The sequence below is a fragment of the Pseudomonas sp. GW821-FHT10C09 genome (assembly GCF_059415465.1).
Genome location: NZ_JBWKNG010000014.1, coordinates 97,402 through 112,801, shown reverse-complemented (window position 1 = coordinate 112,801; position 15,400 = coordinate 97,402). Strand labels below are relative to the sequence as shown.

Here is a 15,400-nt window from a genome sequence, read left to right as displayed (position 1 = left end):
CTCGGGCCTGCCACTTTTAAGCTGAATTTGTATTTTTGACGTCAGATTTTTATCGCGGGGCGACAGCAGGCGCCGGGTTTGCCCGCGGAAATCCCGTGACAGGGGTTTCCGTGGGCGAAGCGGTGTTGTTCAGGCTGTTTCTTCGGCGCGCAGAATGGTCAGCACGGTTTGTACATTTTGCGCGGCGTCACGACCCAGGCTGGTCAGGTAACCGCCATCGGGCTGGTCGGTCAGTTCTTTTTCAAAAAGGCGTTGGGCGGCGGCAATGTGTTTCGGGGCAGCGGTCTGATGAATTTTCAGACCTTCCTGGGAACTGTCCAGGTTGAAGAGTGCGAGGACTTCCAGTTCGGCAACCAACTCAGGGGTAAGCGACATAAGGACTCCAGACTTTCTAGGAATTGGACGACAGCGCCCCTAAGGTGAGCCCACTCGTGCGGCATGTCCAGTGCCTGCATCAGGGTTTTTTCACCTCGGGAAGCATTCCCCGGCGGCTGGTGCGGCAGCGGGGTGCGTACCAGTGTAGTCAGGGTATGGGGGAAGGCAGGATTGATGGGTGACAATTTGTGTAGGAGCGGATTGTGTGGCGAGGGAGCTTGCTCCCGCTGGGGCGCGGAGCGGCCCCAAAAGTTTTGCGACTGCTCCGCAGCCGAGCGGGAGCAAGCTCCCTCGCCACAGAAGCTTGCTGTCCATCAAATCGGGTTTACTTCTTTTCCGGCGGCAATTCCGGCAGCGCGCGCAGCGCTGTTTCGTACCATTCGGTATTGAACGCGCGGTCTTCTTCGAGGATTGCGTCGATTTCTACCGCCAACACGTGTGCCATCAAATTGAGGATTTCTTCACGCTCGTAACCGACCAGCGTCAACTTGTTGAAGGTCGCCTTGGCAGCCGGCGGGTTGTCGCTTTCGATCTGGTTTTCGATGGCTTCGATCAGGGTGGTTTCGGTAAATTCTTCTTCGTCGCTATCGATGTCGGTTGGCTCGCTCATGGCAGGCTCCTCAAGTTAAGGCGGCCAGTTTACCTGCATTCAACGCTGTGATGCTGCTGGCAAGAATCGCACGGGCGTTCTATAAAACAGGACTGCCAACCCCGCACGGCCTGGAGGCTTTGTGATGCTCAAGCTTTATGGATTTTCTGTCAGCAACTACTACAACATGGTGAAACTGGCGCTGCTGGAGAAGGGACTGCCGTTCGAAGAAGTGCTGTTTTACCCTGGCCCGAGCCCAGAAGCGCTGGCCATCAGCCCGCGCGGCAAGGTCCCTGTGCTGGGCACCGAACAAGGTTTCATCAACGAAACCGCTGTAATTCTCGAATACATCGAACAGAGTCAGAAAGGTACGCCGCTGTTGCCGAGCGATCCTTTCGAGCGCGCACAGGTGCTGGCGCTGGCCAAGGAAATCGAGCTGTATATCGAGCTGCCGGGGCGCATGTGCTACGGCGAGGCGTTTTTTGGTTCGCCGGTGCCGGACGCGATCAAGGAGAGGACCAGGTCCGAGTTGCTGCTGGGGTTTGCCTCGCTCGCGCGGCACGGCAAGTTTGCCCCTTATGTGGCGGGCGACAGCCTGAGCATTGCCGATCTGTATTTCCTGTACAGCGTGCCGTTGGCCGCTGCGGTGGGGCAGAAGTTGTTTGGCCTGGATTTGTTGGCCGAGATGCCAGAAGCCAAGGCATTGCTGGAGCGACTGGGCGAGAACCCGAATGTAAAGCGGATTGCAGTGGACAAGGAAGCGGCGATGCCAGCGTTTATGGCGATGATCGCGTCCAAGAAGTAGTTTTTTGGTGTTTGTAAGATAGCCTTCGCGAGCAGGCTCGCTCCCACAGGGGAAAGTGTTGAACACACCGGACCCTGTGGGAGTGAGCCTGCTCGCGATGCTTTTAGCGATTAGCGGCTGGCGAGCAGCGCCTGGCCGCGAACCACTGCCTGCTTGACCTGCGCCGGCGCAGTGCCGCCGATATGGTCACGGGCATTCACCGAACCTTCCAGGGTCAGCACGGCAAATACGTCCTGATCGATCTGATCGCTGAACTTGCGCAGCTCTTCCAGGCTCATTTCCGCCAGGTCCTTGCCGCTTTCCACGCCGTACTTCACGGCATGGCCAACGATTTCGTGGCAGTCGCGGAACGGCAAGCCGCGGCGCACCAGATAGTCAGCCAGGTCGGTGGCGGTAGAGAAGCCACGCAGCGCCGCTTCGCGCATCATCGCGTGCTTGGGTTTGATCGCCGGGATCATGTCGGCAAAGGCCCGCAGCGAGTCGCGCAGGGTGTCAGCCGCGTCGAACAGCGGCTCTTTGTCTTCCTGATTGTCCTTGTTGTAGGCCAGCGGCTGGCCCTTCATCAAGGTCAGCAAACCCATCAGTGCGCCGAAGACGCGGCCGGATTTGCCGCGAACCAGTTCCGGCACGTCCGGGTTTTTCTTCTGCGGCATGATCGAGCTGCCGGTGCAGAAACGGTCCGGCAGATCGATGAACTGGAATTGCGCGCTGGTCCACAGCACCAGCTCTTCGGAGAAACGCGACAGGTGCATCATCGCGATGCTCGCCGCCGAGCAGAACTCGATGGCGAAGTCACGATCCGACACGTTGTCCAGCGAGTTGCCGCCGACGGCGTCGAAACCCAGCAACTGCGCGGTGAATTCACGGTCGATCGGGTAGGTGGTGCCGGCCAGCGCAGCGCTGCCCAGCGGCATGCGGTTGGTGCGCTTGCGGCAGTCGACCAGGCGCTCGTAGTCGCGGCTGAGCATTTCGAACCAGGCCAGCATGTGGTGCCCGAAGGTCACCGGCTGTGCGGTTTGCAAGTGAGTGAAGCCGGGCATGATGCTGCCGGCTTCGCGCTCGGCCTGCTCCAGCAAGCCTTTTTGCAGACGGGTGATTTCGCTGAGGATCAGGTCGATCTCGTCACGCAGCCACAGGCGGATATCGGTGGCGACCTGGTCGTTACGGCTGCGGCCGGTGTGCAGCTTCTTGCCGGTGACGCCGATGCGATCGGTCAGGCGCGCCTCGATGTTCATGTGCACGTCTTCGAGGTCGATGCGCCAGTCGAACTGGCCGGCCTCGATTTCACCCTGGATGGTGTTCAGGCCATCGATGATGCTGTCGCGCTCGGCATCGGTCAGCACGCCGACCTTGGCCAGCATGGTGGCGTGGGCGATCGAGCCCATGATGTCGTGGCGATACAGGCGCTGGTCGAAAGTGACGGAGGCGGTGAAGCGGGCGACGAAGGCGTCGACGGGTTCACTGAAGCGGCCGCCCCAGGACTGATTGGTCTTGTCAGTGCTCATGAATTCGCTCGTATCGGCTGGAGAAAAGTGACGTTGAAAGCTGTCGCGGATAATAACAGGGTTGCCAATCCTGTCGCTGACACTGGTCGATACGTTTTTTTCTTATGGCGCGGTCCATACTCAAGGTGAGCCTTTGGGAAATTGCGCAACGATATTTTTCAATTGAGCAATAACGTCCCGGCAACCGTCTACAGTTGGACAGTAGGATCAGCGCACTTTTTGGTGCGACCACTGACTATAAGAAGAGGGGGTGTTCATATTGTGTATCGGCAAACCCTACGGCGATCCCTCGCCAACGCGGGCCAGAGCCTCCAATCACGCGGCAGTTGAAAATTTAGCCGCCGATCTCGCGGCACTTTTTGGCCCTCGCGCTAGTCTTAGCGTGGATCGCGGTGACGGACGTCACTTCACCTGTCTACGCTATCCTTGTGCGAGACTCACGCAGGAATCCAGCGCAATATGAATGTCCTGATCGTTGATGACGAACCCCTGGCCCGCGAGCGCCTGAGCCGAATGGTCGGCGAACTCGAGGGATACAGTGTCCTGGAGCCCAGCGCCACGAACGGCGAAGAGGCGTTGGCACTGATCGACAGCCACAAGCCGGATATCGTGCTACTCGATATCCGTATGCCAGGCCTTGACGGCCTGCAAGTGGCTGCGCGGTTGTGCGAACGCGAAACTCCGCCCGCTGTGGTGTTTTGTGCAGGACCCGATGAATTTGCCGTGGAAGCCTTACAGGCCAGCGCCGTAGGCTATGTGGTGAAACCTGTGCGTACTGAACAGCTTCACGAAGCATTAAAGAAAGCCGAGCGCCCCAATCGTCTCCAGCTCGCTGCCCTGACGCGTCCCGCCGCCGAAAGTGGCAGCGGCCCCCGCAGCCACATCAGCGCACGAACCCGAAAGGGTATCGAGCTGATCCCGCTGGATCAGGTGGTCTACTTCATTGCCGACCACAAATACGTGACCTTGCGCCATGAAAGCGGCGAAGTGTTGCTGGATGAACCGCTCAAGGCCCTTGAGGATGAGTTTGGCGACCGATTCGTGCGAATCCACCGCAATGCCCTGGTCGCCCGCGAGCGCATCGAACGCCTGCAACGCACACCTCTGGGGCATTTCCAGCTGTTCCTCAAAGGTTTGAACGGCGACGCTTTGATCGTCAGCCGGCGCCATGTGGCCGGCGTGCGCAAGATGATGCAGCAGCTTTAATTCGCCGTTCACGGGGCGATCTTCACACCCGCTTGCCGGACAACCAGGCCAGGGAGGCCATGCAGTACCTGATACAAGTCAAAGTGGATTTGGCTGAGCTGTTATTATCCGCCGTATCTATTCAGTACGGATTGATCCATGTCCTCTCGCGAAATCCGCATCGCCACACGCAAAAGTGCCCTGGCCCTATGGCAGGCCGAATACGTCAAAGCCCGTCTGGAAGAGGCCCATCCCGGTCTGCTCGTGACACTGGTGCCCATGGTCAGTCGCGGCGACAAGCTGCTGGACTCGCCGCTGTCGAAAATCGGCGGCAAGGGCCTGTTCGTCAAAGAGCTGGAAACCGCGCTGCTGGAAAACGAAGCCGACATCGCCGTGCATTCGATGAAAGACGTGCCGATGGACTTCCCGGAAGGGCTCGGCCTGTTTTGCATCTGCGAGCGTGAAGATCCACGCGATGCGTTCGTCTCCAACACCTACTCCAGCCTGGATGAGTTGCCACAAGGCAGCATCGTCGGCACCTCCAGCCTGCGCCGTCAGGCCCAGTTGCTGACCCGTCGCCCGGACCTGCAGATCCGCTTCCTGCGTGGCAACGTCAATACGCGTCTGGCCAAGCTTGATGCGGGTGAGTACGACGCCATCATCCTCGCCGCCGCTGGCCTCATTCGCCTGGGCTTCGAAGACCGCATCACCTCGGCCATCAGCGTCGACGACAGCCTGCCGGCCGGTGGCCAGGGCGCAGTCGGTATCGAATGCCGCACCGCCGACAGCGAAATTCATGCCTTGTTGGCCCCGCTGCACCATCTCGACACCGCCACTCGCGTGACCGCCGAACGTGCCCTCAACAAACATTTGAACGGTGGCTGCCAAGTGCCGATCGCCTGCTACGCCGTGCTGGAAGGCGAGCAGATCTGGTTGCGAGGCCTGGTCGGTGATCCAAGTGGCGGCCGGCTGCTCAGCGCCGAAGCCCGTGCCCCCCGCGCTGACGCCGAAACCTTGGGTGTGCAAGTCGCCGAGGACCTTTTGAGCCAGGGCGCCGACGATATCCTCAAAGCGGTGTATGGCGAGGCAGGTCACGAGTGACTGGCTGGCGCTTGCTGCTGACGCGACCTGCGGATGAATCCGCAGCGTTGAGCGATGTTTTGGCGCAAGCGGGGATTTTCAGTAGCAGCTTGCCGCTTTTGGCAATCGAGCCGATCCCGGCCTCTGACACAATGCGCGGGCTGATTCAGGCACTGGATCGCTTTTGTGCGGTGATCGTGGTCAGTAAACCCGCGGCCAGAATCGCTGTTGATCTGGTCGACCAGGTTTGGCCGCATCCTCCTGCGTTGAAATGGTTCAGTGTCGGCGCCGCCACTGCGCAAATCCTTGAGGACCGCGGGCTGGACGTGAGCTTTCCAGCCGAAGGTGATGACAGCGAAGCCTTGCTGGAACTTCCCGGGTTGCGCGAGGCTGTCAACCGGCCCGATCCGCGCGTGTTGATCGTGCGCGGGGAAGGTGGACGCGAACTCCTGGCAGAGCGTTTGCGCGAGCTTGGTGCTAGTGTCGAGTATCTGGAGTTGTACCGTCGCGGCCTGCCTCATTACCCGCTGGCGGCACTGCCTGACCGGATTGAAGCGGAACGCTTGAACGGGCTGGTGGTCAGCAGTGGACTAGGTTTTGAGCACCTGCATCAACTGGCCGGCGTTGCCTGGCCACAATTGGCGCGGTTGCCGTTGTTTGTTCCAAGCCCAAGGGTCGCCGAACTGGCACGTGCCGCCGGGGCTCAAACAGTTGTGGATTGTCGCGGCGCCAGTGCCGCGGCTTTGCTGACGGCGTTACGGGAGCATCCCGAACCCGTTCTCTAATGCAAAGGATGGATACGTGAGCGAAACTGCCTTGCCTAAAGATGACGTCCAGCCAGTGCTTGATGCACCGGTTGAAACTCCGGTTGAAACGACGCCACCCCCTGACGTGCAGCGTCGAGGCAATGGGCTGGCAATCGTCGCGCTGCTGCTCGGCGCTGCCGGTGTTGCCGTGGGCGGCTGGGGTGTCTGGCAGGTGCGTCACCTGCAAGCCAATAACCAGCAGCAACTGGCTCAGGTGCAAGCGCTGAACGACCAGGCGCAAAGCCTCAAGCTCAATGAGCAGCGCATCAGCACCCGTCTGGAGCAGTTACCCGCCGTTGATGAACTGGAGGCGCGCGCCCGTCTGGTCACGCAGTTGCAGGGTGATCAACAACGCCTTAACCAGCGCCTGGAAACCGTCCTCGGTGCCAGCCGCAAGGACTGGCGCCTGGCCGAGGCCGAGCATTTGTTGCGTCTGGCCAGCCTGCGCCTCTCTGCCTTGCAGGACATCAGCAGCGCGCAGGCGCTGGTGCAGGGGGCCGACGATATTCTCCGTGAACAGAACGATCCGGGCTCCTTCGCCGCTCGCGAGCAAGTGGCCAAAACCCTGGTGGCGTTACGCAGTACGGAACAGCCGGATCGTACCGGGTTGTTCCTGCGACTGGGCGCGTTGCGTGATCAAGTGATCGACCTCACCGAGCTGGCACCCGAGTACAAGGACCGGGGCGAGTCTCTGCTGGGCCTGACCGCTGATGGCGACGGTGCCAGTCGTTGGGCGCAATGGTGGGATCAGATCTCCCGTTACATTCGCATCGACTTCAGTGCTGACAAAAATGTCCGTCCACTGTTGGCCGGGCAGAGCCTGAGCCAGGTACGGCTTGCCCTGAGCCTGGCGCTGGAGCAGGCGCAATGGGCCGCGCTCAATGGCCAGGCCGCGGTTTACACCCAGGCGCTGGCGGAGGCTCGGGATGTGTTGACCGGCAACTTCAACCAGGACAACCCCCAGAGCAAAGTGATGCTGGAGCAGGTTGGCGAGCTGAGCAAGCAACGGGTCACGGTCGTGACACCGGATCTGACCGGCACGTTGAGCGCGGTGCAGGGGTATCTGGAGCGGCGTAATGTCAACGCTGAAGACTCGATCAAGCCAATGGCCAAGCCTGCTGCAGGTACCGCTCAGGAGGCAACGCCATGAAGCGCCTCTATGTGATCGTGTTCCTGGTGATCGCCGCTGCTGCCGCGCTGGGATTGGCGATTGCCGAGCATGCCGGTTACGTGCTGATTGCCTATAAGAGCTTTCGTTACGAATCGAGCCTGTGGGCGACCCTCGCATTGGTCGCAGTGTTGTGGCTGCTGTTCTGGGGCATCAAGGTGCTGGTCGAGCTGGTGATGACCTCCAGTGGCGTGGTCAATCCCTGGTCGCGGCGCAATCGCAGTCGCCGGGTGCAAGTGGCGATCGAGCACGGTCAGCTGGATCTGGCGGAAGGTCGCTGGGCGAGTGCACAGCGTCATTTGCATCGCGCTGCCGAAGCTGAGCGCCAACCACTGCTCTACTACCTTGGTGCGGCACGTGCCGCCAACGAGCAGGGTCATTACGAAGAAAGCGACAATTTGCTGGAGCGTGCCCTCGAGCGCCAGCCACAGGCCGAATTGGCGATTGCCTTGAATCACGCCCAATTGCAGACCGACCGTGGCGATACCGACGGCGCCTTGGCCACCCTGCAAGCCATGCATGAGCGTCATCCCCATAACGCCCAGACATTGCGCCAGTTACAGCGCCTGCTTCAGCAGCGTGGCGACTGGTCGGCGGTGATTCGCCTGTTGCCCGAGCTGCGCAAGGATAAGGTCCTGCCGCCCGCCGAACTGGCCGAACTGGAGCGCCGTGCGTGGGGTGAAAACCTGTCGCTGGCGGCGCATCAGGAAGAAGATGGCAAGGTCGGTTTGCAATCGCTCACTCGCGCTTGGCAACAGCTCACGTCGGCTCAGCGTCAGGAACCGCAATTGGTGCTGGCCTATGCCGAGCAGCTACGACAACTGGGGGCGCAGGTCGAGGCGGAGGAGGTTCTGCGCACGGCCCTCAAGCGCCATTACGACAGTCATCTGGCGCGACTGTATGGACTGGTTCGCGGCAGCGATCCGGCGCGCCAACTGCAGACTGCCGAGGGCTGGCTCAAGGATCATCCAGCCGACCCGAGCCTGTTGCTGACACTGGGCCGCTTGTGCCTGCAAAACAGCTTGTGGGGCAAGGCGCGAGACTATCTGGAGAACAGTCTGCGGATTCAGCGTAACCCGGAAGCTTGTGCGGAACTGGCGCGGTTGCTGGCGCAACTGGGCGACACCGAACGCAGCAATCAGTTGTTCCAGGAAGGCTTGGGCATGCTCGATGAGCGTCTGCTGGCGGCACCGCTGCCAGCGCCCGTTTACGCCTGAGGCTGGTCCTGTAGCCGCAGGCTTCGCCAGCGGCTACAGGGGCGGGGCGGCGCTCTCTGGGTTCGAAACGCGTCGCGTGTTTGGCCTTGTAGTCCCTGATCGGAATCCTCCTACAGAGGACTACACCGATTCCTCTCGACGCTGTCGGGAATTCCCTACACTTCTGGTGAAGTGTCCGTGCCGGCCTGCCTTGAAAGGCTTGCGCGCTTTCCTCTACCGTAACCACCTGTCTCTACTGGTACGGAAAAGCCATGTCTTTGGCCTGCTCACGCTCCTTGTTTTTCATGGTTTTCATTACAGGTTCCCTGGCCTTGGGCATTTCCTATTACCTGGAATATGCGGTCGGACTCAAACCTTGCGGCTTGTGCGTTTTGCAGCGGGCTTGTCTGGCGCTACTCACGGGTATCTGCCTGGCAGCCTCCGTGCAGGGTCCGGGGCGCTTTGGATCGTTCCTGTATTGGTTGCTCGGATTCTTCTGCAGTCTCGCGGGCATGATTACGGCGTGGCGGCAGATACTGCTGCAAAGTGATCCCATGCATCAGCTCTTGACGTGCTCGTCCAGCCTGGAGGTGACCTACGAGAACATGCCTTGGTTATGCCGGGTCACGGAGATGTTCAAGGGGGAGGCTAATTGTGCCGAGATTTCCTGGACGCTGTTCGACCTGAGCATCCCGGAATGGAGCCTGCTGTTCTTTATCGGGGTGACGATTCTGGGGGTTTATCAATTGCTTCGCGTCGTTTGGCTCGCGTGTGAGCGACCGCTCAGCGGCGTGTCGTCGCACCGGGTGCAGATGGGCGATTAAACACTTGTATGAACTTTATCTCCTGCGTACCTTGAAGCCACAGTCGCGCGGGCATAATCTGGCCCGCACGTGTCATTGGAATTATGTTGCTCGATGACGCTCTGCCTGACCGCCCATTGACTTAACAAGAGGCGAGCAGGCATTGAGCAGCTGACCCACAAGGGAAGAGAGATCACCATGCTCGAAAGTTGTCAGAATGCTCAGGAACGTTGGGGTGGAGTGCATCTGCTGATCGATCGTTGGTTGCAGGAGCGTCACGAACTGGTTCGGGCCTATGATGCTCTCGGCGCCAAGCCTGAGGCACTAGGCGAGAACCGCAAGCCGTTGCAGGAATTCTGCGGCGTGCTGGTCGATTATGTGTCGGCGGGGCATTTCGAGATCTACGAACAGCTCACCGGTGAAGCCAAGGCATTTGGCGACACGCGTGGTCTGGAGCTGGCCGAGACAATCTACCCGCGCATCGATGTCATCACCGAGAAGCTGCTGGCGTTCAACGACCTGTGTGATGCAGGCAAGTGCGTCGCGGAGAAATTCAAGGAGTTGGGCGGCCTGTTGCATGAACGCTTCGAACTGGAAGATTGCCTGATCGAAGTGCTGCATACCGCTCACAAGGAAGAGGATTCGGTTCAGGCCTGAATCCCTCCCGGCAAACTAAAAACGGTGCGCACTGCGCACCGTTTTTTTATGCCTGTAATTCAGATGGTAGCGCCGCGCAATTCGACTTCAAATACCAGTGGGGTGAACGGTGCGATCAGGTCGCCGGCGCCGTCCGCGCCATAGGCTTGAGACGATGGAATCACCAAGCGCCATTTCGCACCGACCGGCATATTTTGCAGTGCGCTGCGCCAGCCGCTGATCACGCTGTCGAGACTGAACCACTGCGGCTGACTGTTCTGATCGAACACCGTGCCATCCGGCAGGCGCCCGACATACAAAACCTGGACCTTGCCATTAGGGCCGGCCTTGGCGCCGGTGCCGGGAGTCAGCTCCGTCAGCAACACGCCATCCGCCAATTCGCGAACACCCGGTTTGGCTTTTTCCTCGGTGAGAAAGCGCTGCTCTTTTTCCAGTGCGGCTTCGCTTTGCGGGAGCGCCGGCTGCTCGGCGAGCTGGGCTTCATGCTCGGCCAGGATTCGCTCGATCTGCTCGTCCTTCAACGCCAGTGGCTTGCCTTGATACGCTTGTTGCAGACCCTCCAGCAGTGCCTGAAGTTGCAGATCGGGGACCTCCTGGCGCAGGCGTTCACCGAGGCTCGCGCCCAGGCTGTAAGCAAGATCGTGAGGGTTATTTGCGGAGGTTTTTTCGTCGGCTTGAGCCACTGAAAAAAACACGCACAGCGATAAAAAAAGGTAGCGCGACATGGGCACTCTCCGACCTGGAATGCGGTGGATTATGCCAGTGAGAATGGGCACAAAGGTGAACTGGTTTTGCGCAAGCGCAGAAGTTTTTCGATCCGTTGCAACGCAACGCTTTCGATACTGTCAACATGCCCTAGCGGCGGTAGCAGCAGAGGTCTAGTATGAGCCGCACCCACGTCAGCCAGGAGGTAAACCATGTCGGCCACCAAGAAGCCTGTAAATACCCCGTTGCACTTACTCCAACAACTCTCGGGCAGCCTGCTCGAGCATCTGGAAAATGCTTGTTCCCAAGCCTTGGCTGATGCAGAAAAACTGCTCGCCAAACTGGAAAAGCAGCGCGGAAAAGCGCAGGAAAAATTGCACAAGTCCCGTACCAAATTGCAGGACGCTGCGTCGGCCGGCAAAGCCAAGGCACAAGCCAAGGCGAAGGACGGCGTGCAGCAACTCGAAGACGTGCTCGATGCCCTCAAGGATCGTCAGTCCGACACCCGTGCCTACATTCTGCAACTCAAGCGCGATGCTCAAGAAAGCCTGAAACTGGCCCAGGGCGTCGGTCGTGTTCAAGAGGCTGTCGGCAAGGCGTTGTCCCTGCGTGCGGCCAAACCTGCTGCTACACCTGCCAAGAAAACCGCCGCCAAACCGGCTGCTGCAAAAGCACCGGCCAAGCCTGCTGCCAAGGCTCCGATTAAAGCTGCTGCAAAACCTGCCGCTGCAAAAAAACCAGCCGCTGCCAGCGCTGCCAAACCGGCCGCTAAAACTGCCGCTGCGAAACCTGCCGCCAAGCCAGCTGCTGCGCGAACCGCTGCTGCCAAGCCAGCTGCAAAATCGCCTGCTGCCAAACCTGCTGCAGCAAAAACCACAGCCGCTAAACCGGCTGCCAAACCTGCCGCCAAAACGGCTGCTGCAAAACCTGCTGCCAAGCCAGCTGCTGCGCGTACCGCTGCTGCCAAGCCTGCCGCGAAACCGGCTGTAAAAGCTGCTGCCAAACCGGCTGCTAAACCGGCTGTAAAAGCCGCCGCTAAACCCGCTGCTAAACCTGCTGTAAAAGCTGCAGCCAAACCAGCCGCGAAACCGGCTGCCAGAACGGCTGCCGCGAAACCTGCTGCTGCCAAGCCAGCCGCCGCTAAACCAGCAGCTAAACCTGCCGCTGCTAAACCGGCTGCAAAACCAGCAGCTAAACCTGCCGCTGCAAAACCAGCAGCCAAACCAGCTGCTGCAAAACCTGCCGTTGCCAAGCCGACCCCAGCGCCCGCTGCCAAGCCAGTGACTCCAGCGCCAGCAGCATCGGCTGCACCCGCAGCTACCACCTCGACAGCCACGCCTGCGCCAACGCCAGCCGCCCCGTCGAGCGCCAGCACCACCCCAACCAGCGCTTCCTAAGTGCCGGTTACCGCGACGCGCAGCTGATGCAGCGCGTCGCGGTCCAGGTTGGCGGCGCCTGCCGCCACACCTTCCAACCAGGCCGTCAGATCGGTCGCCTCACCCTGCGGCCAGCTCTGCGCCGTTCGCTCCAGCCGCAACAACAGATGCCGCTCGGCTTCTAGCTCCAGTGCCTTCACGCGTTCACGCAGCTTTTTCAGCTCGGCATCCTCAGTCGCGACGACTTTCCAACGCATGCGCAATGCGCGCAACGGTTGCACGACATCCCCATCCCAGGGCTCCGCCACTGTGCGCAGTAGCTTGATTCGCTGTTCATTGCAGGCGACGCCACGCTGTCCCAGCCATGCTGCGCAGAGCAGCAAACACACATTGACGCCATCCGACTGCAACTGCAGGCACGCGCGTTCAACGCCGGGACGGGCGTAAGTCGTCAGGGAAAAGCTCCACAGGTCAGAGGACATAGTGCTACTCGCGCCAGTTGCGAGCGAAGCTGGTAGACTCCGCCGCCATTATGATTCGACTTCAGAACCTGACTTTACAGCGTGGCCCTCAACGTCTGCTAGAAGACGCTGAGCTGACCCTGCACGCCGGCCACAAAGCCGGCCTCATCGGTGCCAACGGCGCCGGCAAATCGAGCCTGTTCGCCTTGATTCGGGGCGAACTGCACCCGGACTCGGGTGACTGCTTCCTGCCGGCCGACTGGCGCATCGCCCATATGCGCCAGGAAATCGAGACGCTCGAACGCCTGGCGGTCGACTACGTGCTCGATGGCGACCTGCGCCTGCGTGAGGTGCAACGCGACCTCGCCGCAGCCGAAGCGGCCCATGACGGTGCCGCTCAGGCCCGCCTGCACTCGGAACTCGACAGCGCCGACGGTTACACCGCCGACGCCCGTGCCAGAAAGCTGTTGGCCGGCCTTGGGTTCACCAACGAACAGATGGATCGTCCGGTAGGAGATTTCTCTGGTGGCTGGCGGATGCGTCTGAATCTGGCGCAGGCTTTGATGTGCCCTTCGGACTTGTTGCTACTCGACGAACCCACCAACCACTTGGACCTCGACGCCATCATCTGGCTCGAAGAGTGGCTGAAAAGTTACCCCGGCACGTTGTTGCTGATTTCCCACGACCGGGATTTCCTCGATGCCGTGGTCGATCACGTGGCTCACGTCGATCAACGCAAGATCACGCTGTACCGCGGTGGCTATAGCGCTTTCGAACGCGCCCGCGCCGAACGTCTGGCCCAGCAACAACAGGCTTACGAGAAGCAGCAGGCGCAACGTGCGCACATGGAAAGCTACATCGCCCGCTTCAAGGCCCAGGCCACCAAGGCCCGTCAGGCCCAGAGCCGGATCAAGGCGCTGGAGCGGATGGAAGAACTGTCCGCCGCCCACGTCGATTCGCCGTTCGATTTCGTCTTCCGTGAATCGCAGAAAATCTCCAGTCCGCTGATCGACCTGTCCGATGCCCGTTTGGGTTATGGCGACAAAGCCGTGCTGGAAAAGGTCAAGCTGCAACTGACCCCTGGCGCGCGCATCGGTTTGCTCGGCCCGAACGGCGCTGGTAAATCGACCCTGATCAAGAACCTCGCCGGTGAGCTCGAACCGTTGTCCGGTCGCCTGACCCGTGGCGAAAACACCGTCGTGGGTTACTTCGCCCAGCATCAGTTGGACTCTCTCGACGCCAAGGCCAGCCCGTTGCTGCACTTGCAGCGTCTGGCCCCGACCGAGCGTGAGCAGACCCTGCGCGACTTCCTCGGTGGTTTCGACTTCCGTGGTGCGCGCATCGATGAGCCGGTGCTGAACTTCTCCGGCGGCGAAAAGGCCCGTCTGGCCCTGGCGTTGATCGCCTGGGATCGGCCGAACCTGCTGCTGCTCGACGAACCGACCAACCACCTGGACCTGGAAATGCGCCTGGCATTGACCATGGCGCTACAGGAGTTCAGTGGTGCGGTTCTGGTGGTTTCCCACGATCGTCATTTGCTTAAAAGCACGACCGATAATTTCTATCTGGTGGCGGACGGCAAGGTCGAGGAATTCGACGGCGACCTGGAAGACTACGCCCGTTGGCTGGTCGACTATCGCCAGCGCAATGCGCCGGTCAACACCACGCCGGTCAATCCGGACAAAACCGACAAGAAGGCCCAGCGCCAGGCCGCTGCTGCGTTGCGTCAGCAACTGGCGCCGCACAAGCGTGAGGCTGACAAGCTGGAAGCCGAGCTGGGCAAGCTGCACGAGAAGCTGGCGAAGATTGATGCCAGCCTTGGCGACAGCGATATCTACGAACCGGCGCGCAAGAATGATCTGCGCGATCTGCTGGCTGAACAGGCCAAGCTGAAGGTGCGTGAAGCAGAGCTGGAAGAATCCTGGATGGAAGCGCTGGAACTGCTGGAAAGCATGCAGGCGGAGCTGGAGGCACTGTCTTGATGGAGGCGTTCAAGCTGCCGTTGCCGGCGGTGTGGATCGAGCCCCTCTGGCTGGTCGTGCAGATTCTGCTGATTCTGCTGGCCGGCTACTTCACCCAACGCTTTGTGGCGAAGGGCCTGACCCGGCTGGGCGAGCGCTATCCGTTTCCGCCGCAGTTGCTGATGCCGCTGCGGGGCGGGCTGCGCTGGCTGATCATGGGCAGCGCGCTGATTTTCGTGCTGGAACGCCTTGGCGTGTCAGCCACCGTACTCTGGACCGCGTTGTCCGGTTTCGTCGCGGTGGCGGCGGTGGCGTTCTTCGCCATGTGGAGTGTGCTTTCCAACCTGCTGTGCGCGATCCTGATTTTCACCGTCGGCCCGTTTCGCCTCGGCGACGTGGTCGAGTTGGTGGACACCACCGATAAGCCTGGCGTCAAAGGCCGGGTGGTGGCGATCAATCTGCTGTACACCACGTTGATCGAAGCGGAAGAACTCGGGACTGGCAGTGCGATGGTGCAGGTGCCTAACAGCCTGTTCTTCCAGCGCTCGGTTCGGCGCTGGCGGGGGAGTGATGTATTCCCTTCGAGCGGGTTTGAAAAGTAAGGCTTCTGTTGCCTGACATGCCGCCTTCGCGAGCAGGCTCGCTCCCACACTATTTTTTGGTCGTTCACAAAATGGGCTGCAAAGGCTGGTCGGCAGCCGCAACATCCGGCAAAAAATCGATAGTCA

Annotated in this window: 16 protein-coding genes; 11 read left to right on the top strand and 5 right to left on the bottom strand. The window is 60.4% G+C overall.

The window, feature by feature from the left end; genetic code table 11:
• Positions 1–129: 129 nt before the first annotated feature.
• A complete protein-coding gene (locus AC07N8_RS16365; protein ID WP_123434869.1) occupies positions 130–375 on the bottom strand; it encodes a TIGR02647 family protein in 246 nt (81 codons plus the stop codon).
• A 325-nt stretch (positions 376–700) separates the two neighbouring features.
• On the bottom strand, positions 701–985 hold the full coding sequence (locus AC07N8_RS16360) for a hypothetical protein (RefSeq protein WP_010465083.1): 285 nt from the start codon (positions 983–985) through the stop codon (positions 701–703).
• Positions 986–1,109: 124 nt separating this feature from the next.
• Here AC07N8_RS16360 and AC07N8_RS16355 point away from each other — a divergent pair, with 124 nt between their 5' ends.
• Complete coding sequence (locus tag AC07N8_RS16355) at positions 1,110–1,769, top strand: glutathione S-transferase family protein (RefSeq protein ID WP_493144592.1); 660 nt, start codon at positions 1,110–1,112, stop codon at positions 1,767–1,769.
• Between the two features lie 110 nt (positions 1,770–1,879).
• Here the strand turns inward: AC07N8_RS16355 and argH are convergent, their stop codons facing one another.
• On the bottom strand, positions 1,880–3,274 hold the full coding sequence (gene argH / locus AC07N8_RS16350; RefSeq protein WP_483843757.1) for an argininosuccinate lyase: 1,395 nt from the start codon (positions 3,272–3,274) through the stop codon (positions 1,880–1,882).
• Positions 3,275–3,733: 459 nt separating this feature from the next.
• On the opposite strand from argH, the gene AC07N8_RS16345 reads away from it, so the two are divergent.
• From AC07N8_RS16345 to AC07N8_RS16315, 7 genes are all read left to right on the top strand, one after another.
• Positions 3,734–4,480 (top strand): LytR/AlgR family response regulator transcription factor, encoded by a 747-nt coding sequence (locus tag AC07N8_RS16345; RefSeq protein WP_493144588.1) that lies wholly within the window; start codon positions 3,734–3,736, stop codon positions 4,478–4,480.
• A gap of 138 nt (positions 4,481–4,618) precedes the next feature.
• Positions 4,619–5,560, top strand: coding sequence for a hydroxymethylbilane synthase (gene hemC, locus AC07N8_RS16340; RefSeq protein WP_493144586.1), 942 nt, complete (start codon positions 4,619–4,621; stop codon positions 5,558–5,560).
• Positions 5,557–6,324, top strand: coding sequence for a uroporphyrinogen-III synthase (locus AC07N8_RS16335; protein WP_493144583.1), 768 nt, complete (start codon positions 5,557–5,559; stop codon positions 6,322–6,324). Before hemC ends, AC07N8_RS16335 begins: the two co-directional genes overlap by 4 nt.
• 16 nt (positions 6,325–6,340) lie before the next feature.
• On the top strand, positions 6,341–7,495 hold the full coding sequence (locus AC07N8_RS16330) for a uroporphyrinogen-III C-methyltransferase (RefSeq protein WP_493144581.1): 1,155 nt from the start codon (positions 6,341–6,343) through the stop codon (positions 7,493–7,495).
• Positions 7,492–8,730 (top strand): heme biosynthesis protein HemY, encoded by a 1,239-nt coding sequence (locus tag AC07N8_RS16325; protein WP_493144578.1) that lies wholly within the window; start codon positions 7,492–7,494, stop codon positions 8,728–8,730. Before AC07N8_RS16330 ends, AC07N8_RS16325 begins: the two co-directional genes overlap by 4 nt.
• A gap of 251 nt (positions 8,731–8,981) precedes the next feature.
• The gene (locus tag AC07N8_RS16320) at positions 8,982–9,533 is read left to right on the top strand and encodes a disulfide bond formation protein B (protein ID WP_493144576.1); all 552 of its coding nucleotides are present in this window, start codon (positions 8,982–8,984) and stop codon (positions 9,531–9,533) included.
• Positions 9,534–9,710: 177 nt separating this feature from the next.
• Positions 9,711–10,169, top strand: a complete 459-nt coding sequence (locus tag AC07N8_RS16315; RefSeq protein ID WP_007899333.1) for an Rsd/AlgQ family anti-sigma factor — start codon at positions 9,711–9,713, stop codon at positions 10,167–10,169.
• A gap of 59 nt (positions 10,170–10,228) precedes the next feature.
• Here the strand turns inward: AC07N8_RS16315 and AC07N8_RS16310 are convergent, their stop codons facing one another.
• Positions 10,229–10,894 (bottom strand): FKBP-type peptidyl-prolyl cis-trans isomerase, encoded by a 666-nt coding sequence (locus AC07N8_RS16310; protein WP_493144573.1) that lies wholly within the window; start codon positions 10,892–10,894, stop codon positions 10,229–10,231.
• Between the two features lie 192 nt (positions 10,895–11,086).
• Here AC07N8_RS16310 and AC07N8_RS16305 point away from each other — a divergent pair, with 192 nt between their 5' ends.
• Positions 11,087–12,271 carry an AlgP family protein gene (locus tag AC07N8_RS16305; protein ID WP_493144570.1) on the top strand — a complete coding sequence of 395 codons (1,185 nt, stop codon included), beginning with the start codon at positions 11,087–11,089 and terminating at the stop codon, positions 12,269–12,271.
• Here the strand turns inward: AC07N8_RS16305 and AC07N8_RS16300 are convergent.
• On the bottom strand, positions 12,268–12,732 hold the full coding sequence (locus AC07N8_RS16300) for a TIGR02444 family protein (protein ID WP_493144568.1): 465 nt from the start codon (positions 12,730–12,732) through the stop codon (positions 12,268–12,270). The two genes, AC07N8_RS16305 and AC07N8_RS16300, sit on opposite strands and share 4 nt — an antisense overlap.
• Positions 12,733–12,782: 50 nt before the next feature.
• Here AC07N8_RS16300 and AC07N8_RS16295 point away from each other — a divergent pair, with 50 nt between their 5' ends.
• Both AC07N8_RS16295 and AC07N8_RS16290 read left to right on the top strand, forming a co-directional pair.
• Entirely contained in the window at positions 12,783–14,693 is a 1,911-nt protein-coding gene (locus tag AC07N8_RS16295; protein WP_483843767.1) for an ATP-binding cassette domain-containing protein, read from the top strand.
• On the top strand, positions 14,693–15,274 hold the full coding sequence (locus AC07N8_RS16290) for a mechanosensitive ion channel family protein (protein WP_027926426.1): 582 nt from the start codon (positions 14,693–14,695) through the stop codon (positions 15,272–15,274). Before AC07N8_RS16295 ends, AC07N8_RS16290 begins: the two co-directional genes overlap by 1 nt.
• Positions 15,275–15,400 lie beyond the last annotated feature (126 nt).